Here is a 24,777-nt window from a genome sequence, read left to right on the forward strand (position 1 = left end):
TTAAGATCGCTTTTTTTATTTTTAGTGTTTTAAATCTCTAGGTCGAAAACCTGTAAGGATTAAACCGATCAGGTAAGCAATTATCCCAACTACGCATAGTCCTACGACTTCGGCAACACGTAACCACTGTGAAAGCTCTCCGTTATACCAATTGAGCCCAAACCAAAGCGCTGCAATCATAGCAAGGTTCGCTAAACCATATTGAAGTCCTAATTTCTTCCAATGCGGACCAAATCGGAAAATATTACGCTTATGCAAATAGAAGTAGAGTAAACCGGCATTTACTAACGCTGAACCTGAAGATGCTAGTGCAAGTGCCATATGTTCTGCATGCCAATCAATAAGCTTAAAGAAACCAATAAATACAACGTTTAAAATTGCATTAGCTGCGACCGACATTAAGCCTACGCGCACTGGTGTTTTTGTGTCTTGTTGTGCATAGAAACCAGGTGCAAATACTTTAATAAGCATGAAAGAAATTACACCTGCACTCATACATTGCAATGCTAGAGCTGTCATTTGTGTATCACGTAAATCAAACTCACCACGCTGGAATAATGCTTGAATAATCGGTGTTGAAAGCATAAATAAAGCAATACTTGCTGGCAATCCTACCAATACAATGACTTTTGCAGCCCAGTCGATCATACCGCGGAACTTTGCTTGATCCTGCTCTGCATGACGGGCAGAAAGCGAAGGTAAAATTACTGTGCCAATCGCAACCCCAATTAAACCTAAAGGTAGCTCAGTCATGCGTTCAGCACTATATAGCCAAGACACTGAACCATCTTGCATAAAAGATGCCCAAATCGTATTTAACAGCAGGTTAATCTGAGTCACCGATACACCAAATAATGCTGGAAGCATTAATTTTAAAATACGTTCTACGCCTTCATGTTTAAAATCAACTTTAGGTGGAATCAGTAGGTTTTTACGCCACAATTCAGGGATTTGTATCGCTAACTGTAATACCCCAGCCGCAACAACTGACCAGCCTAATGCTTTGATTGGCTCAGCCATATACGGCGTAAGCCACCATGCTCCTGCAATCATCGCTACATTTAGTAAAACTGGCGAAAAAGCTGGTGAGGCAAACGAACCATAACTATTTAAGATGCTGCTGGCAAAAGCCGTGAGCGACATAAACATTAAATACGGAATGGTCAAACGGAACATACTGACAGCTAAATCGAACTTTTCCGGATCACTGTGGAAGCCCGGTGCGTACATATAGATGATTGCAGGTGCTAAAACCATAGCCACAAAAGTCAGTAAGGTCATAACTGTTAGCAAACAGCCAAATACCCGACTAATTAAGATCTGTACTTCAGCGTGTGCTCGACCCGTTTTATATTCAGTTAAGACTGGGATAAAGGCCTGAGAAAAGGCGCCTTCGGCAAATAGTCGTCGAAAGAAGTTGGGAATACGAAAAGCGACGACGAAGGTATCAAAATCTTTACCTGCACCAAACACGTTGAGCAATACGACGTCACGCACGAGCCCTAACACTCGTGACAACATCGTCATTGCACTGACAATAAAAGTCGATCGCCACAATGCCATCGCACTCACCTACAGCTATATTCGAAAGACGCTATTGTAATGAAACTAGAAAATCTTTTCGTTGTGAAATGATGAATGAACTCAAGTTTTTTTCTGTGCTAACAGTTGTCTAAAGTGTTGCCATTTAAAATAAGGCCCCGGATCGGTTTTTCGGCCCGGTGCAATGTCTGAATGCCCTGCAATATGGTTTTTAATTTCAGGATAAGCCTGACGGATAGCGGTAACAACGTCAGTTAGCACTTCATATTGTACGTCTTCAAAAGCTAAATCATCACTTCCTTCAAGTTCTATACCAATTGAATAATCATTGCATTCTACTTTAGCTAAATAACTTGAACGCCCTGCATGCCATGCTCTCTCGTTAAAGTTAACAAACTGTAGGACTTCACCTGTTCGTAAAATTAACAGATGTGTAGAAACCTGCATGCCTTCAATAGTCTGAAAATAAGGATGAACTGACCAATCTAATTTATTTTGAAAAAACTGCTCAATATAGCCGCCTCCAAATTGAGACGGTGGCAAACTAATATTATGAACCACAATCATTTGAATTTCGGTGCCAGTCGGACGCTGGTTAAAATTTGGAGAAGGGATTTGTCTCGCCCCTTTTAATTGTCCATCTATAACTTCATACGCTTTGATTTGCTTCATTGAGACGCCAATAAATTGCTTGCCAATTGTTTTAGTTTAAAACAGTTATGTGCTTTTCAAAGTAGTAAATACGATTGTTTATCGCGATTAATCTCATAAAACAGCTTATTTTTCAGGTCGACGGTGCTAATATATCGCAAGTTTTAGGGTCATCGACAAAATGGAAACCGTATGAGCATACCTCAGTCTTTGCTTGAACAATCAATTCAAATCAATATTCAACAAGCATTACAAGAAGATATTGGGGACGGTGACATTACCGCTATGCTCACACCTGAAGATGAGCAAGCCACGGCAACCATTATTAGCCGCGAAGATATGGTCTTAGCTGGACAACCGTGGGTTAATGCGCTCATCTCAGCTTATGACAATACTGTTCAGGTGACTTGGCTAAAACAAGAAGGTGAACGTGTTGCTGCAAACGAAGCCTTTTTAAAGCTTGCTGGTTCTGCACGTAGCTTACTGACTGTAGAGCGCCCTGCTTTAAACTTTATTCAAACTTTGTCTGCTGTTGCAACAAAAACTGCTGAATATGTTCAACATCTTGAAGGTTTAAATACAAAACTTCTCGATACACGTAAAACCCTACCAGGCTTACGTATTGCACAAAAATATGCGGTTGCTATCGGGGGTGGACAAAACCATCGTCTTGGTTTATTTGATGCGTTCTTAATTAAAGAAAACCATATTATGGCAGCGGGTGGTATTGCCCAAGCGATTGCCAAAGCACATCAAATTGCGCCAGGCAAACCTGTTGAAGTCGAAGTTGAAACTTGGGATGAACTAAATCAAGCGCTTGAAGCTGGTGCTGACATTGTCATGCTCGATAACTTCAGTCAACAACAAATGATTGATGCTGTAAAACATGTGGCGGGCCGCTGTAAACTCGAAGCCTCTGGCAATATCACCATTGAAAACTTGCGTGAAGTTGCCACCACTGGCGTTGACTATATTTCTATGGGTGTCCTAACTAAAGACGTTAGAGCTGTTGATTTATCTATGCGTTTTAATGCTTAGATAAAATCTGCGTCATTATTGGTATTTTTTTGCGACTTGGTCATGTCTGCAGCTTGTGTTTTTTGCCAGGCTGACTGAGTCGCTTGTGCCCCACTATCACGTGGATCGGCAGCCATTAGAACAAATGTAACTACTGCTAATAATACAATAAAACCTTGTAGCATAAATTTTCCCCATTACTTTAAAAAATTCAGGGTTTCAAGGTAAAAGATAAATATGACCAGGCTTAGGAGATTCTGTTACAAAAGGTAAGTCTTTATTTTTATTATTCATCTATACGACAGCATATTCCCACATAATATTTTATATCAACAGCATAACTCCCTTTATTTACTATCGTGACATGGATATCTCTTTTCCTACGCGACAGAGTCTTATCGCTTAGAATTTTTTGCCAACAGCCCATTCTGTTACTTTGGTTTTGCCCAAAGTAACCAAAGGCATTGTCATCTGCAAAACCTGCCCACTTTCATCCTCTATCCTATTTTGTTGCAAAAATAAGATCCTTATAGATTATAGACAGGTTGCAGATGACTTTTAGCACCAGTTAATGAGGAATAAATTTCAATACCTACATTAAGGGAAATAACTTACCAACCTAAGACTCTAGATAACCCATATAAGGATCAGAAATTGAATCTTCTTGAGTTTCAATGCGTCCTGCAAAACGACGGCTAAACGTAGCATCATCAGCTAATGTCACAGTAAAGTCATACCAGCCACCAAATTCAGACATATCCCAAACTAATTCTTTTTCAGAACTATTGGTTTCTATCGTCCATGTCTTGTTTGGAAGATAAGCATTTGCTTTGACGTTGAGCTTGACTGACTTATTACCATCATGACGCACTTTTAAATACAAATTCGCATCACATTCTTCTACACATACTCTAATTTCTGGTAATGCTTGAGTCTGGTTAGCTTGACTCAAATTACCTTTAAACGCACGGTGGAAACCATTTGGTCCAAGTACCCACAAATCATACTGCCCATTTGTAGTATTCCACACATCATCGAGCTGTTTACCTGCCTCAACCATATAACGACGTGGAATTGCTGTTAGATCTAGTCGGTTATAGACATGGAAAACGGCTGCCTGTTTACCTGTATTAGAGAACATCAGCTTAACCGTTTTTTGAGTAATATCGACTTTGGCACTGGTGTGTAAAATATATGGCAAAGCACGTGATGGCCTAATTCCCATTTCCTGCTGAGGAAATTGCTGCTGGCTCGGAACAGGAACTTGTGGCAATAAAGCTTGAGCAACACGAATCGCATCGGCTTCGGCTTTGGTTTTCTTCCCATCTAGTTCAGCAACAGGCAGAACATTCGGTGTTTTAAAATTAAATGCCGTCGTTAAATCACCACATACAGCACGGCGGTAAGGGCTAATGTTAGGTTCTTGCACACCAAAGCGTTTTTCCAAGAACTGTAAAATAGAGGTATGGTCAAAGACTTGAGAATTTACCCATCCTCCACGGCTCCACGGCGAAATCACATACATGGGAACGCGTACGCCTGGTCCATACACTCGACCATCTGGCTTAGGTTGAGATTTTGAAGTCGCTACTGCTGGATGGTTAAAGTACTCATAAGACACTTGCTGATCGTTTAAAGTCGTTTTTCCATATACAACACCATTTACATCTTTAGACGGTGCACTTGGTGAAGGAACATGGTCAAAGAAACCGTCATTTTCATCGAAGTTCACCAATAAAACAGTTTGGCTCCACAGCTCAGGGTTTTCAGTTAAAGCATTTAATACTTCTTGAATATACCAGGCACCTTGTACAGGACTAGATGGCCCCGGATGTTCACTGTAAGTTGCAGGAGCGACCAACCAACTCACCTGCGGTAATTTACCTTGTGCGATATCAGCTTTAAAAGTTCCTAAAAAACCACCGTCCGGCATGGTATTGGCAATACCTTTGTAAAGTGGTTGAGTCGCATCAATCTTTTCATCGTATGCTGGACACGTTAGTGTGTCGTTACTGACAGGTTGACCAGATTGCTCATTTGCACGGCGATACTGTTTGAAACCAGCTAACGGGTTATCGGTAAAGTTATCTGGCATATTTTGATAGACTTTCCATGTTACGCCAGCCTGCTGTAAGCGCTCAGGATAAGTCGTCCATTCATAACCTTCTGTTGATGCCCCAATCCCATCAAATTCATTTACAACACTCGCAACACCTGCACCTGTAGGACCATTAGTTCCAGTCCAAATAAACTTACGGTTTGGGTTGGTCCCAGCATGCATAGCACAGTGGTAAGCATCACAAATGGTAAAAGCATTCGCTAAAGCAAACTGATATTCGACTTCTTGTTTTTTATAATAGCCCATCGACTGTGGTTTTTTATAAGCGACCCAATCACTCATACGGCCATTGTCCCAAGCTGCTTGGCCATCAGACCATGAGTGAGGTGTACCTGAAACACGCTGAGCATTTCCTAAACGACTATCTAAATGGTAAGGCAATACCTTCTTTTTATTCGCATCATATTGTTCCCAAACCTTTCGGCTTTCCGTCATTGGAATCGTAAAACGATCACCAAAACCACGTACACCTTTTAATGTTCCGAAATAATTATCGAAAGAACGGTTTTCCTGAGTCAAAATCACGATGTGTTTAACATCTTGAATAGTTCCACTTTCAACTTTGGCATCAATAGCTAAGGCTTTTTGAATACTCAGCGGGAAACTCGCTAAAGCAGCTGTCCCAAACATGGTTTTTGTAGAGTTTAAAAGAAATTCGCGACGATTCATTAGTTCTATCCTGAGTTCTTATTATGGTGCACAGTGCATTTTGCAATTACTGGTGGGCGGTGTTGTTGGCGATGAATTATCTGAGTCATTATCATCGTTACAAGCACTGAGCATGAGTGCTAAAGAGGTAATTAATAAAAGTGAAAGTTTTCGCATTGGTTTTTTCCAAACGGTTTAAATGCGAACTACTAATAAAGCGTAAAAGTGACAAGCAAGTGATGTTTTTATGTCGGTTTGATGAAGGCATAAAAAACGCATCCAAAGATGCGTTTTTCAGAAAGCGTAAAATTACCAGCCTAAAGCTTCTTGTTGCTTTTTAATGAGCTCGGCAATCCCTTTTTCAGCCATTTCTAACATGGCATTGCTTTGAGCGCGGGTAAACGGTTTGTCTTCGGCAGTACCTTGAATTTCAATAAACTCGCCAGCTTGTGTCATTACTACATTTAAGTCAGTTTGACAGTTCGAGTCTTCTTCATAGCAAAGATCAAGCAACACTTCGTCTTGATACATACCAACAGAAATTGCAGCAACCAACCCTTTAAGCGGATCATGCTTAATTTTCTTTTGAGACAATAAAACATTCATCGCATCAACCAATGCTACAGCAGCACCAGTGATTGAAGCAGTACGCGTACCACCATCAGCCTGAATCACGTCACAGTCGATGGTAATCGTGTTTTCACCAAGCTTTTTCAAATCAACCATCGCACGTAAGCTACGGCCAATCAAACGTTGGATTTCTTGAGTACGACCAGTTTGTTTACCACGAGCCGCTTCACGGTCACAACGTGAATGGGTTGAACGCGGTAACATGCCATATTCTGCCGTTACCCAGCCTTGGCCTTGGCCTTTTAAAAAGCGTGGCACTGAGTTATCAATGCTTGCAGTACAAAGGACTTTGGTGTGACCAAATTCGACCAGCACAGAACCTTCAGCATAACGGGTGTAGTTTCGTGTAATTTTCACTTCACGTAATTGGTCTAATGCACGTTGGTCAATACGCATAATCCTTCCTAACTTCTCTTAAATACAAACTTGGGCATAGTATAGCAAAGGATTTTGACAGGTTGAGTTTATTCCCTACTTTCAAATGTAAGTCTACAAGTTTCATAACTCAAAAATAAAAATAGCCCCTAAAAAGGAGCTATTTTGAATTAACGGAGATTATGCAAATTTAAATTTTGCTTTTAACTTTTCTAATGTCTGCATCACTTTTCCAGTGGTATGGTTTGGCAGTGAACATTTCGCTAAACGTACCCATACACTCCAGAACTGACGCATAAAGTTCGCTTCGTTGTAATTAATGCCATATTCAGCGCAAAGTGCCTTAATTTTCGGGGCTACATCTTTATAGCGGTTAGCTGGCATATCTGGAAATAAATGATGCTCAATCTGATGGCTTAAGTTACCACTCATAAAATGCAGCCATTCTGTACCACTAAAATTACTTGAACCACGAATCTGGCGTAAGTACCACTCTGCCTTAGTTTCAGTGTCTGTATTATCAGGCTCAAACGTTTCTGCATCTTCAGTAAAGTGACCATTAAAAATCACCGCAGATGACCACAAGTTACGAATAATATTCGCAACTACATTTCCTGCAAAAACCGGTAAAAACATAGGGCCAGAGATCACAGGGAAAAACACATAGTCTTTTAAAACTTGGCGTGTGGCTTTTTTACGGACTTTAGCCGAATCTTTCCAAACCTGTTTCCAGCTCTTGGTTTTATAAACTAATGCATCTTCAAGATGTAAGTTTTGCACGCCTACATACCACTCAAAGAAAAACATTAACTGTAGACCTAGAGGAATATTAAACAGGTGGCGGGGTTCCCACTTCTGTTGATCACTTACTCGCAAAATACCATAACCAACATCATGATCTTTACCGACAATATTGGTATAGGTGTGGTGCACATAGTTATGTGTTTCACGCCAGTCATCACCCGATGCAATGGTATCCCAATCGTAAGTATTACCATTCAGACTTGGTTCATTTAACCAGTCAAACTGACCGTGCATGACGTTATGACCAAGTTCCATGTTTTCTACAATTTTAGAAATACCTAATAAGCCTGTGCCTAGTAGCCAGACTGGCGGAATCCAACCACCAAACATCAACATGCCACGCGATGCGATTTCGGTATATCGAACAAAATTACGTACTTTGTAGATATATTTTGCATCTTGCTCACCAAGACTTTGCATAACGTCTTGACGAATCTGCTCAACACGGCGACCAAACTCTTCAGTCTGTTCAGGTGTTAAATGAGCAGATTTAGAAACAGTAGAAAATTCTAATGCCATATTCATAGGGTTAATCCTCTTTAATTCTTTTTATAGATCAATCGTGACTGGGCTTAATGCCTGGCTCACGCATAGTTTAATTGGACGGTTCGGTTGATCTTCAATTTCACCAGTTAACAGGTTTTGAGTAACTCCGCTTACCTTGGTACAGCTGCATTTATTGCAAACACCCATACGGCAACCATGTTGTGGGCGTAAACCGGCTTGCTCTGCACTGCTCAGTAAATTTGTTTCAGCTAAAAACTCGTGTTGAGCACGGCGGAAAATAACAGGCTGTGCTACATGTGTACCAGTCACTTGAAGTGGCTGAAAATACTCTTGATGAAGCTGCGACTGAGCACCTTTTTGTGCATAAATTTCATTGGCTTTCTGCATCATGCCATGATGACCACAAACATAAGTTGCTGTCTGGTCAAAATCTGGAACCAGCTTTTGCAGTAAGCTTTCAGTTAAATGCTGTTTTTGCTCGGTGGTATTAAAAAAGTGATATTGAAGCTGTGGGTGCTGTTCTGCCAAAGCCTTTAATTCAGCATGAAAAATTTCCGCACGATTAAAATAAATGACATGAATTTGTTCAAGCTGCTGTTTCAAAGCTTGCTGCAAGAGTGAATAAATTGCAGTAATGCCACTTCCTGACGCAATCAAAATTGCAGGATGCCGACCTTGGTGCAAAATAAAATCACCTTGTGGCTGTGAAATCTCAACACACTCGCCCACATGTAATAGTTGAGCTGCACGAGACACCAAACCTTGTACTTTAATGCCTAAAGCAATTTCACCTTGAGGGGTCACTTCAATAATCGAGTAACTACGTTGTTGGTAAACGCCATCGATGAGTAAAGTCAGCAGGATACTTTGACCCGCTCGAACCTGATCGAAATTAAAATTACGATTCGGTTTAAGTCTAATGAGCACCATATCGGTATGAAGTGGCTGAACTGCAGTAACTTCTGCAAGTACCCTTTTCCACGCCCAAGTCACGTTAATTTTCTGCAAGACAAAATCAACGAAATCTTCTCGAACCCAATGTGGCTGATAACTAAGTGTTGCGTTCATACGTTCCTCTTTTGTATCTGGCTATTTATTTGAGTGAACACATGTTCGTATAGTGAACATATGTACACTATATTTATAACTGTTCACTCAGTCAACACTTGTTCACTATTTTTTTTATGAAAGTTTGCTCTTTTTTGTTAGACTTTGGCTCACGGTTTAAATAGGTTCTTTTAATGTCGATACGGGATGAACGAAAACAGCAAAGTCGTCAGGCACTTCTCGATGCAGCCTTGCATCTAAGCACGTCTGGGCGTTCGTTCAGTAGTATCAGTTTGCGTGAAGTTGCACGTGAAGTAGGTTTAGTACCGACAGCGTTCTACCGTCATTTTCAGGACATGGATGAACTCGGCAAAGAACTGGTTGACCAAGTTGCCCTACATTTAAAAAGCGTTTTACATCAACTAGGTCAAAGTTATTTACAACATAAATCTGCTAAAACCCAAACCAGTATTGAGCTATTTGTGCAGGCGGTAAATCATAGCCCTAAGCAATGGCAATTTATGATTGCTGAACGTTGGGGAGGCTCAGAAACAGTACGTACAGCAATTGCCAGAGAAATTGAATTTCTGATTGAAGATCTAACAACTGATCTTACTAAACTCGAAAATTTTAAACATATTCAAAATCCTCAAGACTTAAATGTCTTATCTACCATTTTGACTAATATGTCATTTACATGGGCAATGACGTGGCTCAACCTATCGAAACAATATCAAGATGAACAGCTCAAGCTGCAACAAACTGCCTTTATTGAAAATGCCTCTACACAAGTTCGTTTACTCTTTAGAGGGATTGCAAACTGGGAACGATAGAAGCAGCAAATGACAAAAAACAGGTTATGTGGTAATACGTAAAGAGAGAAAGAAAAAGGCTAAAAATTTCGAGAAAAGTCTTTTTCTTTTTTACAGGAAGTAAACTATTAGTTAGGCCAAACTGGTGTGGGAATACCTATGAATCTTGATCGTCATACACAGTTTTTGATGCGTAAAGAAAAAATTCTGAGCGTGGCAGAAAAGTTGTTATTAGAAAACAATCAGGAAATTACTCTAGATGAGTTAGTGGCCGAGCTAGATATTGCTAAAGGCACACTTTATAAGCATTTTAGAAGTAAAAATGAGCTTCTACTTGAGCTCATTATTCAAAATGAAAAGCAAATTTTAGAAATTTCTAAAAAATATAATACAGATTTCAAAGAATATGCTCCTCATTACATGCTTCATCATTTACTTGCACCAGGTAAAACGATTCTATTGCATCAACTTGAAGAAAATCTGACGATGACAGAGTCTAAGTTGAAGCATCTTTTCGAAGAGCTGTATGAAATTCGACAGCAGCGTATTTTGGCAATTAAAGATATTACCGAAAAGTATTTAAAATCATTAAATTATGACATGTCGATTCGTGATTATTTGTCTTATATCTGGTCACTGACTTATGGTGCATCACTACTTTTAAATTCTACTTATTATCAGCGTTCGATTGGTTCTCGCCAAAAATTAATTAATTTATATATTAATCAAGCATTATCACTGCCGACTCAAACCGCTAATTTTGACGTTTTAAATTTTCAAATTGAAGATGAAAACCAGAAAAATTAATTGAATTATTTCGTGATAATTAACGATAAATTAAATATAAAAATGGGCTTCGTATGAAGCCCATTTTTGAAGTAAAGCCTAAACAACTTATTTTGCTTTACGTTCTTTCTCAATTAAATAATTAAGAACTTGAGTAACTTTACCATCTTCACCCTGCACAACATATTTACCATTCACGACCACTGCAGGTACGCCTGTTAATTGGTATTGTTGAGCAAGTTTATTTGACTCAGCAACTTTTGCCGTCACAGCAAACGAGTTATAAGTACTATTAAATTTCTGCTCAGGTACGCCATAACGAGTAAAGAATTTCGCAGCAGAAGCCTGATCAAAAATTTGTTGACCGTTCACCTGAATCGCATGGAATAGTGGTAAATGCGTGCGTTTACGTACACCTAATGCCTCAGATGTATAGTACGTACGTGCCCCTTGTTCCCACATTTTATTCATTGCAGCAGGTGTACGTACAAAACGTACATCTTTAGGAATCTGTTTTAACCACGTTTGCATATGCGGTTCAAGTTTAAAACAGTGTGGGCATCCATACCAAAAGAACTCTCGAACTTCGATTTTCCCCGGAACTTCCACTTTGCCTGGATTGGCAATCACGGTGTAGTCTTTACCAGCAACAAAATCTGCTGCCATTGCACCACCCGATACGGCCATAATTGCTGCACTCAAACCACCCAAAACCAATTTTTTCATTGCTACAGCTTTTCCTCTAAGTTGTTATGCATTAGCTTATGCCCTAAATATAAAACAAATATGCTAAATTCGTTTTGCTTCTGTGAAGTTTTTTATTGGGTTTATCGCTTTTTTCCCAATAATCGCTACACTAACGGCGAACTACATCCAAAAAGATAACTCAAGTTTAGAGGTAGCACCATGTCGCAATTGAATGTTGATTTACAAGAAATCGCAAAGTTTGAAGCACTTGCTGCCAAATGGTGGGATCAACATTCTGAATTTCGCCCACTTCACCAGATCAATCCACTACGTCTTAACTGGATTGATGAACGTGCAGGCGGTCTCGCTGGTAAAAAAGTACTTGATGTCGGCTGTGGTGGCGGTATCTTGGCCGAAAGCATGGCACGTCGTGGCGCAGATGTATTAGGTATCGATATGGGTGAAGCACCTCTAGCTGTCGGCCGTTTACATGCTCAGCAAGAAAATGTTCAAAATATTGAATATCGTCAAATTCCTGTAGAGGAATTAGCACAAGAACAGGCTGGTCAATATGACGTGGTGACTTGTATGGAAATGATGGAACACGTTCCAGATCCAGCATCTATTGTAAAAGCTTGTCAGGCTCTGGTTAAACCGGGCGGCCATGTGTTCTTCTCGACCATTAACCGTAACCCAAAATCTTATTTATTTGCCATTATTGGTGCAGAGTACGTCCTACGCATGTTGCCAAAAGGTACGCATGATTATCATAAATTTATTCGACCATCTGAAATGGCACATGATATTCGTAATGCAGGTCTTACGTTAAAAGAAATGACTGGACTACATTACAACCCACTGACCAAGCATTACTGGTTAGCGCCAAATGTTGACGTTAACTATATGGTTCATACGATTAATACAGGTGCATGATGAAAGCTGTTTTATTTGATTTAGACGGTACACTTATCGATACAGCTGCGGATTTCATTCGTATTATTCAGCAAATGTGCCGTGATACAAGACGCCCTGTTGTAGAAGCCGATCTTATTCGCACTCAGGTGTCTGAAGGTGCGCGTGCGATGGTGAAATTGGTCTATCCAGAGCTGGATGTGGCCAACCCAATTTTCTTGGCCCATCGTCAAAACTTTTTAGATATTTACGGCAATAATATTGTGGTTGATACAGATCTGTTTGAAGGCATGTATCCACTTCTAGAAGAGTTAGAAGCTGCACAAATCCCATGGGGTATTGTGACCAATAAACCACGTGGTTTAAGTGAATCTCTTTTAGAAAAGTTAAATCTGACAGAACGCTGTGCGGTTTTGGTATGCCCTGAAGATGTCAGCAAAACCAAACCAGACCCTGAACCGATGTATTTGGCTGCAAAACAGTTAAATATCCCAGCAGATCAAATTATTTATGTGGGCGACCACCCACGTGATATTGATGCTGGTCGCAATGCCGATATGTATACCATCTTGGCAGCTTATGGCTATTTACCTATCGAACACCGTGATGATTTAGCATCATGGCAGGCCGATTCGATTGTAAATACAGTGACAGAATTACACGATATGTTACGTCAAAAGCTTCCTGCTCTACAGGAAAATCAGCGTATGATAAGTTAACATCAGAGTTTTATAGACTTTTTTAACGGCTATTCGTTTTATCAATATAAAAAGAAGGAGGTTTACCAATGAAATATTCAGAATACCAACCTCGTCCGGATCTACTCAAAGATCGAATTATTTTAATTACCGGTGCTGGTGATGGAATTGGGCGAGCTGCGGCTCTAAGTTATGCCCTACATGGTGCAACCGTTGTCCTACATGGTAGAACCTTAAATAAACTTGAAGTTATTTATGATGAAATTGAGAGTCTAGGTGCACCTCAACCCGCGATTTTACCGCTACAGCTTTCAAGTGCATCTGACCGTGATTATGACTTTTTAGTCGATACGCTCGAAAAGCAGTTTGGACGTCTAGACGGTATTTTGCATAATGCGGGTATTTTAGGTGAACGTGTAGAGCTAGCACATTACCCTACAGAAGTATGGGATGACGTGATGGCAGTTAACTTACGTGCTCCTTTTGCCCTCACTCAAGCCTTATTACCACTTTTGCAAAAGTCAGAAAACGCCTCTGTTGTATTTACTAGTTCTGGTGTAGGCCGTGAAGCACGAGCTTTATGGGGCGCATATTCTGTCTCCAAAATTGCAATTGAAGCAGTGAGTAAAATTTTTGCAGCGGAAAATACTTATCCAAATATTCGCTTTAATTGCATTAACCCAGGCGCAACACGTACTGCAATGCGTGCGAAAGCCTACCCACAAGAAGATCCGAAGACACTACCTACACCTGAGTCAATCTTGCCTGCTTACCTCTATTTAATGGGTGAAGACAGCTTGGCACTCAATGGTCAAAGTATTGATGCACAGGATTAAAAAGTTAAAGATGAAAAGCTAAATTAAATTACGGCCAATCATCAAATCTGGCTTGCCTATACCTGAAAAGATATACAAGCCTTTTTTATTATTGATAAAAACCCTTGATCTATCCGTAATTTTAATTGAACCATTAAATGATCTTCACAGTTTCTCTGCATTTTGCGCGTAGAGTATTCAACATGAGAGACATCAGATGTAAACGAGGATGCATCATGAAAAAGTTGTTCACCATCTTAGCCCTATGCATAACCGTACTAACCACAAGTATGGCGAGCTTTGCTGACCCTCCTTTTGACCGAGGCCATGGCCCCAAAGGTCCTAAAGGTGGAGGTCCACGTGGTGAGTGGAATGATCGTGGGCCAGGATTTGGACGTGATCATGATGATGATCGTATCCGTGACGAACGCCGTATGCGCGAAGAGCGTGGCTTTGAACGCTTAAAACAACATCGCTGGCAGCCTGGCTATGTTATGCCACAGCACTATCGTGGTAATGGCTATAAAGTCGACTATAAAGACAGTAACTTGCCAAAACCAGGCCGTAATCAGCAATGGTACAAAATCAATAATGACTATATTTTAGTCGACACAGATTCTAATAGCATTGTGAGTATTCGTGGTTTTTAAGGCGATAGACCCTCGCTATCGCTGAATAAAAAGGATAAAGCCTCTGGGTTTTATCCTTTTTTATTGCTTATCTAACTTAAAAATAAAAGATTTTTATATTCTTAAATGATGAATTTTCTTAATTTCTTCTTATTTCATAGGGAGTTTTCACATTTATTCTTCTTGGCCTCCACGATTTATCTGCAATTGTTCACTAATCTTTAATTATTGAAATTTAACTCATCATTCGAGGTTTACAATGAAAAAATTAACAACAGCGATTGTTCTTTCTCTTAGTGGTTTAGTTGCAACAACAGCCATGGCAGCACCAAACGATCATAATCATCATGGCAATTACCAAAACCATGAAGTAAAAACAGTTAAAGTGATTAAAAAAGATGATCATCGCAATGCTTGGCGAGTAGGTCAGGTTGTACCGCATGAGTATCGACATTCACGTTACGTGATCGACTATCGTCAACATCAAAAATTGACTAAACCAGGTCGTTACCAAAAATGGTATAAAGTGAATGGAAATTATGTACTGGTGAATGAACAAAGTCATAAAATCATTAGAGTGGTTTACTAATTTAAAACTTTTTAAGCACCCAAATTTCAATTTGGGTGTTTTTTTATCTAAAACATGCGGCTTTAATCTTTTTTGTTTAGAATCATCTTTATATCTTTTTGCTGTTGATTCGAGATCGGTATGTCAAGTAAGCCTGTAAGTAAGTCGCATAATAACACTCAGCATTATGTACACTGGTTTCGACACTCAGCGCCCTACATTAATGCTCACCGCGATAAAACATTTGTGTTGATGTTTGGTGGTGAAGCAGTCCGTCATCCTAATTTCGAACATATCATTCACGATATTGCTTTATTGCATTCTCTTGGTATTCGCTTAATTCTCGTGTACGGCGCACGTCCGCAAATTAATCAAAATCTTAAAGAAAAAGGAATCGAAACTCCTTTTTATGACAACAGCCGTATTACCACACGTGAATCTTTAAGCTGTGTCATGAGTGCTGTAGGTTCTATCCGCCTAGAAATCGAAGCATTGCTTTCTATGGGCTTAGCAAACTCGCCAATGTACGGCGCTCGCATAGATGTGGTATCAGGTAATTTTGTGACTGCTAAACCTTATGGTATTCGTGATGGCATGGATTTCCAGCTTACAGGTGAAGTTCGTTCTATCGATACAGATGCGATTGATCGACACCTCGACAACTATAATATTGTACTGCTAGGGCCAACAGGTTACTCCACTACAGGTGAGGTGTTTAACTTGCGAGCAGAAGAAGTTGCGACCAAAACTGCAACTTATTTAAAAGCAGATAAACTCATTTTTCTAGGTGAGCAACAAGGATTGCTGAATGAAGATGAGCAAATATTACGTGAATTAAGCCCACATCAACTGGACTACTATATTCAACAATACCAAACCATTAGCCCAACACTCACTTTGCATTTGCAACAGGCAAAAAAAGCATCTTTATCAGGCGTACACCGCGTTCATCTTATTTCTTATGCCTATGATGGCGCACTTCTCGAAGAGTTATTTACTCGAGATGGTATCGGTACCATGATTACCGATGCGCATTATGAAGAAGTTCGCATGGCCAACATTCAAGATGTGGGCGGTTTAATGAATTTATTACGTCCATTAGAAGAAGAAGGTATCTTAGTTTATCGTTCGCGTGAACGTTTAGAGCAAGAGATTAGCCAGTTCGCTGTTATTGAGCGCGATGGTACGATTCTAGCGTGTGCTGCACTTTATCCAATTCCAACCGAATTTAATGAAACACGTTCAGCAGAAATTGCCTGCGTCGCAGTACACCCAAGTTATCGTAAATCGAACCGTGGCAGCCAGATTTTGCAATTCCTTGAAGAAAAGGCAAAAGAACAAGGTATTCGTCAATTATTTGTTTTAACGACTCGGACAGCTCACTGGTTCTTAGAGCACGGTTTCCATCAGGTGAGTGTTGATGACTTACCAAATGCTCGTCAAGCACTCTATAACTATCAGAGAAACTCTTTAGTCTTTAAGAAACTGCTTCCCTAGCCTTTGCTATTTTTAAGATATTCTTATTTCAGATAAGCTTAGTTCAAAAAGTACAACCGTAAACGCGATTAATTTATGGTTGTACTTTTTTTAAATCTAAATTTTTTAAGGTTTTAATATTTTTTATTTTATTTACATCAACTTAATCAAAATTCTTTAAATATATTTCTAATAGATAAATCATTTTTTCGCATAAGTTTATAGCCTATTGTGTTTAGCTTTTTTTTGCATAAATAAAGACCGAATACTTATTTTTTCTGAAATAAAAATCCATTTAGGGTATCTGCTCATCCAATTATTTTTTCTTTTTCTCTTTCGGGGAGTACGAAATCTCATGGCACTTTTCAACACCACTTCATGGGCAAAATATTCAGTCATCGCGGCCAGCCTTGCAGGAGTGATGATGTTAAGTGGTTGTGCCAAAAAAGAGGAACAAGCCACCACAACCTTAAATATCGGCTATCAAAAATATGGGATTCTTCCTATTTTAAAGGCTCGTGGTGACTTAGAAAAAGCATTAAAAGAACAAGGCGTGCAAGTGAAATGGGTTGAGTTCCCTGCTGGCCCTCAATTGCTTGAAGGTTTAAACGTAGGAAGTGTTTCAATCGGTGAAGCAGGTGAAGCACCACCGATCTTTGCTCAGGCTGCCAATCCAAATTTAGTGTATGTTGCAAACCAACCTGCTGCGCCAAAAGCTGAAGCACTATTGGTACAAAAAGACTCTCCAATCCAATCTATTAAAGATTTAAAAGGCAAACGTGTTGCTCTTAACAAAGGCTCGAATGTTCATTACCTATTGTTAAAAGTTTTAGAAGCCAACAACTTAAGCTTAAGTGATATTCAACCAGTTTATTTACCGCCATCAGACGCTCGTGCTGCCTTTGAAAAAGGTGCTGTCGATGCATGGGTGATTTGGGACCCGTTCTTTGCAGCAGCTGAACATCAAATTCAGGCCCGAGTTTTAGCAACAGGCGAAAACTTGGTGAGTAATCATCAGTTCTATTTAGCTGACCGTAAATTTGCAGAAAATAATCCGAAAGTACTCAACACTGTTGTACAGACACTTAACCAGACCACTGAGTGGGTAAGTTCACATCAGGATGAAGCTGCCAAATTACTCGAAAAACCTACCGCACTTGAGTTTGATGTACTCAAAACTTCCATTTCACGTATGGGTTTTGGAGTTCAGCCAATCTCTGACAAGGTGGCACAAGAACAACAACAAGTAGCTAATGCTTTTTATGCGCAAAAGCTCATTCCTAACAAGCTCACCATTCAAGATGCCATTTTAAAACTGAAATAAACCCAGCTTGGGCACGGCTTAAATAATCATATAAATGCTGTGCCTGACCTCAAGGGGAACAAGGATATCAATATGCAACATCAGTCATTATTTATTAAGAGTCAGTGGACACAATTAATTAAGCGCCTCAGTGCAGTCACTGTATTAGGCTTAACAATCGCAGCGCCAGCTTGGGCAATTGACCCAACTGTGAAAGAACTTCGTATTGGTTTTCAAAAAAGCTCGATTAACTTTGCAATTGCCAAACAGCAAAAGCTATTTGAGCAAGAATTCCCAAATGCAAAAATTACTTGGAATGAGTTCCCTGCCGGTCCACAAATTTTAGAAGCTTTAGCTGTCGGTTCGCTTGATGTAGGCGTTACTGGAGATACACCTCCTGTCTATGCTCAAGCGGCTGGCAAGCCTTTATATTATATTGCTTATGAAGCGGCTAAGCCCTTGGCATCGGCAATTTTAGTTCCAAAAAACTCGCAACTCAAACAGCTTAAAGACCTTAAAGGCAAACGTATTGCGCTGCAAAAAGGTTCGAGTTCACATTACTTACTGGTACAAGCCGTACGTAAAGCAGGCCTAAACTGGAGCGATATTACTCCCATCTGGCTTACCCCTGCCGATGCTCGCGCAGCATTTCAAAAAGGTGCCGTTGATGCATGGGCCATTTGGGACCCTTACTTCGCTTCAGCACAACTAGAAGATCAAGCTCGTGTTCTTGCATCGGGTAAAGGCTTAAGCCCGAACTATACATTTTATTTAGCAGCTCCAAATTTTGTTAAACAACATCCTAAATCTGTTTCAGGGCTCATCAAACAAATCAATCAAGCTGACAAATGGGTTCAAAGCCATCAAGTAGAAACGGCAACAGCCATTGGCCAAAGCACAGGACTGAAGCCTGCGACAAGTGACTTATTTATTAAACGCCGTCCTCGTCCTTCATCAGCAGCTCCACTCAGCAGTAAAGTGATTGCTGAGCAGCAGCAACTCGCAGACATTTTTACTCAACAAGGCATCATTCCAAAACCAATCAGCATTAAACAAGCTGTTTGGATTGCCAAGTAATTTCAATAGACATATAGGTAATGCACATGAAAATTTTCTGGTTTATTCCTACCCACGGTGATAGTCGCTATTTAGGTACAAGTAAAGGCGCTCGTCAGGTTGACCATGCCTATATGAAGCAAATTGCTGTGGCAGTAGATAATTTAGGTTATGAAGGTGTACTTATTCCAACAGGTCGTTCATGTGAAGACCCGTGGATTACGGCGGCTAGCCTAATTGATGCAACTCAACACCTTAAATTTTTAGTTGCATTACGACCAGGGGTAACCACACCAGCTTTGGCAGCACGTATGGCTGCAACGTTTGACCGTTTGTCGAATGGCCGTGTGTTACTCAACTTAGTGACTGGTGGTGATGAGGCTGAATTACGCGGTGATGGCTTATATGAAGATCACTCAACGCGTTATCAAACTGCCAATGAATACGTAAAAATCTGGCGTGAGATTTTGACACGCTCACATACAGGTGAAGCTTTTACATTCCACGGTGAACGTTTACAAGTGGATGATGCAAAACTACTTTACCCACCTGTTCAAAAGCCTTACCCACCACTTTGGTTCGGTGGCTCTTCAGACGTCGCTGTCGATCTTGCTGCTGAGCAAGTCGATACTTACCTTACGTGGGGTGAACCACCTGAAGCCGTAAAACAAAAGATCGAACATGTTCGTGCCAAAGCTGAGGCTAAAGGCCGTAAATTAACTTATGGTATTCGCTTGCATGTGATTGTTCGTGAAACCAACGAACAAGCTTGGGCAGCGGCAAACGAACTGATTCAATATCTAGATGATGCAACTATTGCTGCTGCACAGAAAAAATTTGCACAAATGGACTCTGTAGGCCAACAACGTATGGCGGCTCTCCACGGCGGTAATCGAGACAAACTAGAAGTATCTCCAAACCTTTGGGCTGGTATTGGTTTAGTTCGTGGTGGTGCAGGTACAGCACTTGTAGGCGATCCTGAAACAGTTGCTACTCGTATTCAGGAATATGCTGATTTAGGTATTGATACTTTCATTTTCTCAGGCTATCCACACCTTGAAGAATCAATTCGTTTTGCAGAGTTAGTATTCCCGTTATTACCAATTGAAACTCGCGCTAAACTTGCTCAGCCAAATTTAACCGGTCCATTCGGTGAAATTATTGCCAACAATTATGTTCCAGACGAGAAGAAGCAAAATAGTCCCGTCAAGGAGCCTGCATGAGCAAAGCTGAAAGTGTTGTTTCACGTGGAACAAAACAAATCGGGCAGCGTTTGCTGCCTTGGATTTTCCCTATTCTTCTATTGGTTGTTTGGCAAATTGCCTCAAGTTCGGGTCTTTTAGAAAGCCGTATTTTACCTGCACCTACTGCTGTAGTTTCCGCTTTTTGGCATCTACTGGTGAGTGGAGAACTTTGGCAGCACGTTAAAGTCAGTGCAGGGCGTGCTTTACTGGGGTTGTTGATTGGTGGCGGTTTAGGTTTGTTATTAGGTCTACTCAACGGGTCTTCGCGTTTCGCCTCTACCCTGCTCGATACGACCTTACAAATGATTCGTAACATCCCAGCCTTAGCACTTATCCCACTCGTCATCTTGTGGTTCGGGATTGATGAAACAGCAAAATTATTTTTAGTCGCCGTAGGTGTTTTCTTCCCCATTTATATTAATACCTATCACGGTATTCGATCAGTTGACCCTCAATTGATTGAGATGGGCAAAAGCTATGGGCTTTCTCGCTGGCAGCTTTACAAAGAAATTATTTTGCCAGGTGCAATGCCTTCTATTTTAGTAGGTCTACGCTTTGCTTTGGGTTTGGTTTGGGTATTGCTCATTGTTGCTGAAACCATTTCAGCTCAAGCAGGTATTGGTTATATGACCATGAATGCACGTGAGTTCTTACAAACTGATGTAGTTCTGGTCGGTATTCTTCTGTACGCCTTACTAGGCAAACTAGCAGATGTTTTAGCACAGCTTTTAGAACGCTATTTACTACGTTGGCACTCTGGATATCAGAAATAAGGGAGCTTAGAACATGACAAATCTGAATTTAAATATTAATCAGAATGAAGTGCAGCTCATTCCGGAAGAACCAACAGAATCTCAAGAACCTGTATTAGGTGCAGAGATTCTGATTGAGCAACTTTATAAATTCTATGGCGAGGTAAAGGTCCTCGAAGATCTTGACCTACACATCCAGCCGGGTGAGTTTTTAGCAATTGTTGGCCGAAGTGGTTGTGGCAAAAGTACGTTACTCCGTTTAATTGCTCAACTTGAAAAAGCCAGCTTTGGGGAAATCAAATTTAAATCTGCCCGACATTTACGTGAAGGCATTACGAACGATGATATTCGAGTAATGTTCCAAGATCCTCGTTTACTTCCTTGGAGAAATATTCTTCAAAATGTTCAACTTGGGCTACCAAAATCGCAACATGCTTTAGCAGAAGAATTACTAGAAAAAGTAGGTTTAAAAGAAAAAGCGGGACAATGGCCTTCCCAGCTTTCAGGTGGTCAACGTCAGCGCACTGCTCTAGCCCGTGCACTATCACATACGCCGCGCATATTATTGCTAGATGAGCCGTTAGGTGCATTAGATGCTCTAACTCGGCTTGAGATGCAAAGCTTGATCGAACGCTTGTGGAAAGAACAAGGTTTTACTGCCATTTTAGTCACACACGATGTAAGTGAAGCAGTGCAATTAGCTGACCGTATTATCTTATTAGATAAGGGCCAGATTGCTCAAAGTTTCCAAGTTAATCTTCCACGCCCGCGTAAAAAGAGCATTACTTTTGCCCAACTTGAACAACAAGTACTCGATGCAGTTTTGGCAACTTAAGATTGCGATGAGTAATGAGAGTATCTCAGCCGAAAAATGCCCAATTTACGAGCAATAAAACTGCTGTTTTATTGCTCTTTTTTAGGGCGAAAGTTAAAAAATATTTTTAAGAATAACAATAAACTAGGGAATCTCTCTATTTTTTGCACAATAGTATATCTATTACGCAAATAACTAGCTGTTTTTTGATTAAAAAAGCAAGACACCTGTGCACAAATCAAACAATTTCCCTTACAATGGGAATATTATTTTTTTAATTATGCAGCAGATGGAACAAAAAAAGAGTACCCAAAAGCGCAATCAGCTTCTTGCTGCGGCCCTTGACGTATTTTCAGTCTATGGGTTTAGTGGCGCAAGTCTGGATGAAATTGCCCAACTCGCCGACATGCATAAGTCGAATATTTTCTATTACTATGAAAATAAAGAGTCTTTATATGTAGAAGTGCTCACAACCGTTTTACAAAAATGGTTGGCCCCCTTACAAACTTTAGAAGCTGAATTAGAACCAGCCGAAGCCTTATCTCACTATTTAATTCAAAAAATCGAACTGTCTCGTAGCCAACCGAAAGCATCTAGATTGTTTGCACTAGAAATTATTCAAGGCGCTCCACATATTTTGCCTATACTGAAAGGGCCTTTGAAAAAGCTATTTAAACGCAAAGCTAAAGTCATTCAGACTTGGCAAGAAGAAGGAAAGATTTCCCCAGATATCGACCCAGAATTATTAATCTTAAATATTTGGGGCCTTACGCAAAACTATGCAGATTTTGCAACTCAAATGGAAATGGTGACCGGTAAAACGCTTCGTAACCGCAGTATGTTCCAGCGTTCGATTGAGCATACGGTACATATGATGCTATACGGCGTATTGCCTCGTTAAAACCAAAAAAAGATCGGCAAATTTGCCGATCTTTTTTTAGAAATGATTTTGATAAAGGGCTAGGAGTTTCTGAGCGCCTAACAATAAATTTTCTTCCCAATCCAAATGTGCAGTGTCATCTGCCCCATCAGTAATATACTTCACAGAAATTAATCGTACACCTAACTTATGGCACACTTTAGCTAAAGCATAGCCTTCCATATCAACCACATCACAAGCTACTTTTGGCTGACCTGTTTCAAATGAATCACCTGTTCCACATACTGCTTTTGGCAAATCAATAAAATGTGGTTGAAGATGAATCTCTGCCGCCAAATGATCATCTAACGGCGTTACACCTACTTCAAAACCTAGGGGTGAAACGTCCATGTCTCGTTGTACAAAAGTTTTTACTTCGACTAAATCATGTCGATTAAATGCAGAGCTTCCCGCTGTACCTAAATTAATTAGAGTTTTGCATCCTGTTTTTTGAATAACTTCAAATGCTTTAAAGGCAGCATTAATCTTACCAATACCACTGTAATGGACTTCAACACCTGCTTGTTCAAATAAACCCTTAGATTCATTAGGAAGTGCCATAATCAAAGCAATATCAGTGTTCATTCAAAAAGCTCAAATCAAAATTAAATAAGTTAGAAAATAAGTATAAATCAGGTGCAAAAGCTTTTTACACCTTTTCATCATTACTGTACTTTTTGTTGTAAAGCGATTAAACATGGTGAGAAGAACAGTTGACCGCTATATGCTCCTGCAAGCGTTTTCTTCATTACTACGCCCCACATTGCCAATAATAAAAGACTCAACGCCACAGCAACGTATTGTAAAAATACAACTTCAACCTGATGTCCTAAATTAAACAGTGCAAGAATAAATACACCTAATGGAAAGGTTAAGCCCCACCAGCCCAAGTTAAATGGAATACCTGTCTTTGCGTGACGGAGCGTTGTTAAAATCGCAAGACCAAGCCACCATAACCCAAAGCCTAAAAGTACAAGACTGCCTACAACTCCTAAAGCTTGAAAGACATCCGCAAATTGGTGAAATCCTACGTTTGGCGCCACTCTTTGTGCCTGCTGCCCTAATAACAATAAACCTAATGTACCTGTACCAATCGGGCCTAAAGACAACCAGCTAGAAATTGCGACTTCTTTTTCTGGTAACTGATGCAAAGCCATACGCAGCATTAAAATTGTCAGAATAGCGAATGCTGGTAAAACAGAGATTCCCCAAAGTACATAGCCAGCCATTAATAAATGAAAGCTGTGTACATCTGCTGGTAAATGTGCAACCAACATACCCGCAGAACTTGCGGCTACTTCACAGGCAACCACAGGTAAAAGCCAGATTGCAGTCATGGTATGTAGCTGATGGTTCTGACGACTAAACATACAAAATGGCACGATCCACGCAATGGCCAGTGCGAAAAAGACATCGATGTACCATAAAGCTTGAGCAATATGTATTGCCACTTCACCGTAAAGCCCGACACCGAAGCTTAAAAAACCATTTAATATCGTTGCAAGCCCCATTGGGATAGCCCCTAAAAACAAGCTCATATTGGGATGGTTAAATATTTGCTTCGCCTCATGAGGGAAAAGAAACCACCGCAATAAATAAAGAACTGAAAAAACGCTGAATAAGACAATATTAAATTGCCATAACCAAGTTGCTAGCGCGAATAAAAATGATTGAGCAAATGGCAGCTGAATTAAAATCATACTCACCACGCCAGTACCCATAGTCGCTGTAAACCAATTTGGGGTAAAATGTCGTATAACATCTTTGCTATGATTTAATTGGTAAAAGGGTTTTTTCATCTTAGTTCTCTAATCAAAGAGTGGATAAAGACATAGTAGAGCAAACCACTAATAAGAAAAATTGATTTATTTTTATTTAAATCATCAATATTTTAGATATGCAGATATTCATATTGAAAAATAACTGAGTAAAAACACAACAACAAGACGAATCTGTGAGATTATGG

At 40.1% G+C, this 24,777-nt stretch carries 26 protein-coding genes; 16 read left to right on the forward strand and 10 right to left on the reverse strand.

The window, feature by feature from the left end:
* Window positions 1-21: 21 nt before the first annotated feature.
* Window positions 22-1,572, reverse strand: coding sequence for a murein biosynthesis integral membrane protein MurJ (gene murJ, locus AC52J8_RS17995; protein WP_005804817.1), 1,551 nt, complete (start codon window positions 1,570-1,572; stop codon window positions 22-24).
* Window positions 1,573-1,644: 72 nt separating this feature from the next.
* Entirely contained in the window at window positions 1,645-2,214 is a 570-nt protein-coding gene (gene ampD, locus AC52J8_RS18000; protein WP_086398846.1) for a 1,6-anhydro-N-acetylmuramyl-L-alanine amidase AmpD, read from the reverse strand.
* A gap of 171 nt (window positions 2,215-2,385) precedes the next feature.
* On the opposite strand from ampD, the gene nadC reads away from it, so the two are divergent.
* Window positions 2,386-3,231, forward strand: coding sequence for a carboxylating nicotinate-nucleotide diphosphorylase (gene nadC / locus AC52J8_RS18005; protein ID WP_005804819.1), 846 nt, complete (start codon window positions 2,386-2,388; stop codon window positions 3,229-3,231).
* On the opposite strand, the gene AC52J8_RS18010 is transcribed toward nadC, so the two are convergent.
* Window positions 3,228-3,395, reverse strand: coding sequence for an ABZJ_00068 family colistin stress protein (locus AC52J8_RS18010; RefSeq protein ID WP_000938939.1), 168 nt, complete (start codon window positions 3,393-3,395; stop codon window positions 3,228-3,230). The genes nadC and AC52J8_RS18010 overlap by 4 nt on opposite strands.
* 434 nt (window positions 3,396-3,829) lie before the next feature.
* A complete protein-coding gene (locus tag AC52J8_RS18015; protein ID WP_086398847.1) occupies window positions 3,830-5,998 on the reverse strand; it encodes a phosphocholine-specific phospholipase C in 2,169 nt (722 codons plus the stop codon).
* Window positions 5,999-6,038: 40 nt separating this feature from the next.
* Between AC52J8_RS18015 and AC52J8_RS18020 the strand changes: the two genes are divergently transcribed.
* Window positions 6,039-6,176 carry a hypothetical protein gene (locus AC52J8_RS18020; RefSeq protein ID WP_017387462.1) on the forward strand — a complete coding sequence of 46 codons (138 nt, stop codon included), beginning with the start codon at window positions 6,039-6,041 and terminating at the stop codon, window positions 6,174-6,176.
* 110 nt (window positions 6,177-6,286) lie between these two features.
* On the opposite strand, the gene rph is transcribed toward AC52J8_RS18020, so the two are convergent.
* The 3 genes from rph to AC52J8_RS18035 form a co-directional block, all read right to left on the reverse strand.
* On the reverse strand, window positions 6,287-7,003 hold the full coding sequence (rph, locus tag AC52J8_RS18025; RefSeq protein ID WP_002120794.1) for a ribonuclease PH: 717 nt from the start codon (window positions 7,001-7,003) through the stop codon (window positions 6,287-6,289).
* A 159-nt stretch (window positions 7,004-7,162) separates the two neighbouring features.
* Complete coding sequence (locus tag AC52J8_RS18030) at window positions 7,163-8,305, reverse strand: fatty acid desaturase family protein (RefSeq protein ID WP_081309560.1); 1,143 nt, start codon at window positions 8,303-8,305, stop codon at window positions 7,163-7,165.
* 30 nt (window positions 8,306-8,335) lie between these two features.
* Window positions 8,336-9,361, reverse strand: coding sequence for a ferredoxin reductase (locus AC52J8_RS18035; protein WP_086398848.1), 1,026 nt, complete (start codon window positions 9,359-9,361; stop codon window positions 8,336-8,338).
* Between the two features lie 173 nt (window positions 9,362-9,534).
* Between AC52J8_RS18035 and AC52J8_RS18040 the strand changes: the two genes are divergently transcribed.
* Together AC52J8_RS18040 and AC52J8_RS18045 are read left to right on the forward strand one after the other, a co-directional pair.
* Window positions 9,535-10,173, forward strand: coding sequence for a TetR family transcriptional regulator (locus AC52J8_RS18040; protein WP_086611706.1), 639 nt, complete (start codon window positions 9,535-9,537; stop codon window positions 10,171-10,173).
* A gap of 138 nt (window positions 10,174-10,311) precedes the next feature.
* Complete coding sequence (locus AC52J8_RS18045) at window positions 10,312-10,959, forward strand: TetR/AcrR family transcriptional regulator (protein WP_025464204.1); 648 nt, start codon at window positions 10,312-10,314, stop codon at window positions 10,957-10,959.
* Between the two features lie 87 nt (window positions 10,960-11,046).
* Here the strand turns inward: AC52J8_RS18045 and AC52J8_RS18050 are convergent, their stop codons facing one another.
* The gene (locus tag AC52J8_RS18050; protein WP_005804825.1) at window positions 11,047-11,664 is read right to left on the reverse strand and encodes a thiol:disulfide interchange protein DsbA/DsbL; all 618 of its coding nucleotides are present in this window, start codon (window positions 11,662-11,664) and stop codon (window positions 11,047-11,049) included.
* A 180-nt stretch (window positions 11,665-11,844) separates the two neighbouring features.
* Here AC52J8_RS18050 and ubiG point away from each other — a divergent pair, with 180 nt between their 5' ends.
* From ubiG to AC52J8_RS18110, 12 genes are all read left to right on the forward strand, one after another.
* Complete coding sequence (gene ubiG, locus AC52J8_RS18055; protein ID WP_005804826.1) at window positions 11,845-12,558, forward strand: bifunctional 2-polyprenyl-6-hydroxyphenol methylase/3-demethylubiquinol 3-O-methyltransferase UbiG; 714 nt, start codon at window positions 11,845-11,847, stop codon at window positions 12,556-12,558.
* Window positions 12,555-13,256, forward strand: a complete 702-nt coding sequence (locus AC52J8_RS18060; RefSeq protein WP_086398850.1) for an HAD family hydrolase — start codon at window positions 12,555-12,557, stop codon at window positions 13,254-13,256. Before ubiG ends, AC52J8_RS18060 begins: the two co-directional genes overlap by 4 nt.
* A 68-nt stretch (window positions 13,257-13,324) precedes the next feature.
* Window positions 13,325-14,071, forward strand: a complete 747-nt coding sequence (locus AC52J8_RS18065) for a YciK family oxidoreductase (protein WP_002120710.1) — start codon at window positions 13,325-13,327, stop codon at window positions 14,069-14,071.
* A 215-nt stretch (window positions 14,072-14,286) separates the two neighbouring features.
* The gene (locus tag AC52J8_RS18070; protein WP_005071792.1) at window positions 14,287-14,700 is read left to right on the forward strand and encodes an RcnB family protein; all 414 of its coding nucleotides are present in this window, start codon (window positions 14,287-14,289) and stop codon (window positions 14,698-14,700) included.
* Window positions 14,701-14,938: 238 nt separating this feature from the next.
* Window positions 14,939-15,268, forward strand: coding sequence for an RcnB family protein (locus tag AC52J8_RS18075; RefSeq protein ID WP_002120775.1), 330 nt, complete (start codon window positions 14,939-14,941; stop codon window positions 15,266-15,268).
* Window positions 15,269-15,388: 120 nt separating this feature from the next.
* Window positions 15,389-16,744 (forward strand): amino-acid N-acetyltransferase, encoded by a 1,356-nt coding sequence (gene argA / locus AC52J8_RS18080; protein WP_086398851.1) that lies wholly within the window; start codon window positions 15,389-15,391, stop codon window positions 16,742-16,744.
* Between the two features lie 334 nt (window positions 16,745-17,078).
* Window positions 17,079-18,047 (forward strand): sulfonate ABC transporter substrate-binding protein, encoded by a 969-nt coding sequence (locus AC52J8_RS18085; protein ID WP_086398852.1) that lies wholly within the window; start codon window positions 17,079-17,081, stop codon window positions 18,045-18,047.
* 72 nt (window positions 18,048-18,119) lie between these two features.
* Window positions 18,120-19,103: a sulfonate ABC transporter substrate-binding protein gene (locus AC52J8_RS18090; protein WP_086398853.1), complete on the forward strand. Its 984-nt coding sequence runs from the start codon at window positions 18,120-18,122 to the stop codon at window positions 19,101-19,103.
* A gap of 26 nt (window positions 19,104-19,129) precedes the next feature.
* The gene (gene ssuD / locus AC52J8_RS18095) at window positions 19,130-20,305 is read left to right on the forward strand and encodes an FMNH2-dependent alkanesulfonate monooxygenase (protein WP_086398854.1); all 1,176 of its coding nucleotides are present in this window, start codon (window positions 19,130-19,132) and stop codon (window positions 20,303-20,305) included.
* The gene (gene ssuC / locus AC52J8_RS18100) at window positions 20,302-21,099 is read left to right on the forward strand and encodes an aliphatic sulfonate ABC transporter permease SsuC (RefSeq protein WP_002120785.1); all 798 of its coding nucleotides are present in this window, start codon (window positions 20,302-20,304) and stop codon (window positions 21,097-21,099) included. The genes ssuD and ssuC overlap by 4 nt, the downstream gene beginning before the upstream one ends.
* A 13-nt stretch (window positions 21,100-21,112) precedes the next feature.
* Entirely contained in the window at window positions 21,113-21,913 is an 801-nt protein-coding gene (locus AC52J8_RS18105) for an ABC transporter ATP-binding protein (RefSeq protein WP_046812444.1), read from the forward strand.
* Between the two features lie 259 nt (window positions 21,914-22,172).
* Window positions 22,173-22,793, forward strand: a complete 621-nt coding sequence (locus AC52J8_RS18110) for a TetR/AcrR family transcriptional regulator (RefSeq protein WP_005071782.1) — start codon at window positions 22,173-22,175, stop codon at window positions 22,791-22,793.
* Between the two features lie 36 nt (window positions 22,794-22,829).
* Here AC52J8_RS18110 and AC52J8_RS18115 read toward each other — a convergent pair whose 3' ends face one another.
* The gene (locus tag AC52J8_RS18115; RefSeq protein ID WP_002120771.1) at window positions 22,830-23,396 is read right to left on the reverse strand and encodes a 5'-methylthioadenosine/S-adenosylhomocysteine nucleosidase family protein; all 567 of its coding nucleotides are present in this window, start codon (window positions 23,394-23,396) and stop codon (window positions 22,830-22,832) included.
* A gap of 80 nt (window positions 23,397-23,476) precedes the next feature.
* Window positions 23,477-24,610, reverse strand: coding sequence for a TDT family transporter (locus AC52J8_RS18120; RefSeq protein ID WP_086398855.1), 1,134 nt, complete (start codon window positions 24,608-24,610; stop codon window positions 23,477-23,479).
* Window positions 24,611-24,777: the final 167 nt, after the last annotated feature.

The sequence above is a fragment of the Acinetobacter sp. S-1 genome, from assembly GCF_059579785.1.

Coding starts and splice junctions, on each gene's coding strand:
- ampD (WP_086398846.1), bottom strand. CDS start 2,214: ATGAAGCAAATCAAAGCGTATGAAGTTATAGATGGACAATTAAAAGGG.
- nadC (WP_005804819.1), top strand. CDS start 2,386: ATGAGCATACCTCAGTCTTTGCTTGAACAATCAATTCAAATCAATATT.
- AC52J8_RS18010 (WP_000938939.1), bottom strand. CDS start 3,395: ATGCTACAAGGTTTTATTGTATTATTAGCAGTAGTTACATTTGTTCTA.
- AC52J8_RS18015 (WP_086398847.1), bottom strand. CDS start 5,998: ATGAATCGTCGCGAATTTCTTTTAAACTCTACAAAAACCATGTTTGGG.
- rph (WP_002120794.1), bottom strand. CDS start 7,003: ATGCGTATTGACCAACGTGCATTAGACCAATTACGTGAAGTGAAAATT.
- AC52J8_RS18030 (WP_081309560.1), bottom strand. CDS start 8,305: ATGGCATTAGAATTTTCTACTGTTTCTAAATCTGCTCATTTAACACCT.
- AC52J8_RS18035 (WP_086398848.1), bottom strand. CDS start 9,361: ATGAACGCAACACTTAGTTATCAGCCACATTGGGTTCGAGAAGATTTC.
- AC52J8_RS18040 (WP_086611706.1), top strand. CDS start 9,535: ATGTCGATACGGGATGAACGAAAACAGCAAAGTCGTCAGGCACTTCTC.
- AC52J8_RS18045 (WP_025464204.1), top strand. CDS start 10,312: ATGAATCTTGATCGTCATACACAGTTTTTGATGCGTAAAGAAAAAATT.
- AC52J8_RS18050 (WP_005804825.1), bottom strand. CDS start 11,664: ATGAAAAAATTGGTTTTGGGTGGTTTGAGTGCAGCAATTATGGCCGTA.
- ubiG (WP_005804826.1), top strand. CDS start 11,845: ATGTCGCAATTGAATGTTGATTTACAAGAAATCGCAAAGTTTGAAGCA.
- AC52J8_RS18060 (WP_086398850.1), top strand. CDS start 12,555: ATGATGAAAGCTGTTTTATTTGATTTAGACGGTACACTTATCGATACA.
- AC52J8_RS18065 (WP_002120710.1), top strand. CDS start 13,325: ATGAAATATTCAGAATACCAACCTCGTCCGGATCTACTCAAAGATCGA.
- AC52J8_RS18070 (WP_005071792.1), top strand. CDS start 14,287: ATGAAAAAGTTGTTCACCATCTTAGCCCTATGCATAACCGTACTAACC.
- AC52J8_RS18075 (WP_002120775.1), top strand. CDS start 14,939: ATGAAAAAATTAACAACAGCGATTGTTCTTTCTCTTAGTGGTTTAGTT.
- argA (WP_086398851.1), top strand. CDS start 15,389: ATGTCAAGTAAGCCTGTAAGTAAGTCGCATAATAACACTCAGCATTAT.
- AC52J8_RS18085 (WP_086398852.1), top strand. CDS start 17,079: ATGGCACTTTTCAACACCACTTCATGGGCAAAATATTCAGTCATCGCG.
- AC52J8_RS18090 (WP_086398853.1), top strand. CDS start 18,120: ATGCAACATCAGTCATTATTTATTAAGAGTCAGTGGACACAATTAATT.
- ssuD (WP_086398854.1), top strand. CDS start 19,130: ATGAAAATTTTCTGGTTTATTCCTACCCACGGTGATAGTCGCTATTTA.
- ssuC (WP_002120785.1), top strand. CDS start 20,302: ATGAGCAAAGCTGAAAGTGTTGTTTCACGTGGAACAAAACAAATCGGG.
- AC52J8_RS18105 (WP_046812444.1), top strand. CDS start 21,113: ATGACAAATCTGAATTTAAATATTAATCAGAATGAAGTGCAGCTCATT.
- AC52J8_RS18110 (WP_005071782.1), top strand. CDS start 22,173: ATGCAGCAGATGGAACAAAAAAAGAGTACCCAAAAGCGCAATCAGCTT.
- AC52J8_RS18115 (WP_002120771.1), bottom strand. CDS start 23,396: ATGAACACTGATATTGCTTTGATTATGGCACTTCCTAATGAATCTAAG.
- AC52J8_RS18120 (WP_086398855.1), bottom strand. CDS start 24,610: ATGAAAAAACCCTTTTACCAATTAAATCATAGCAAAGATGTTATACGA.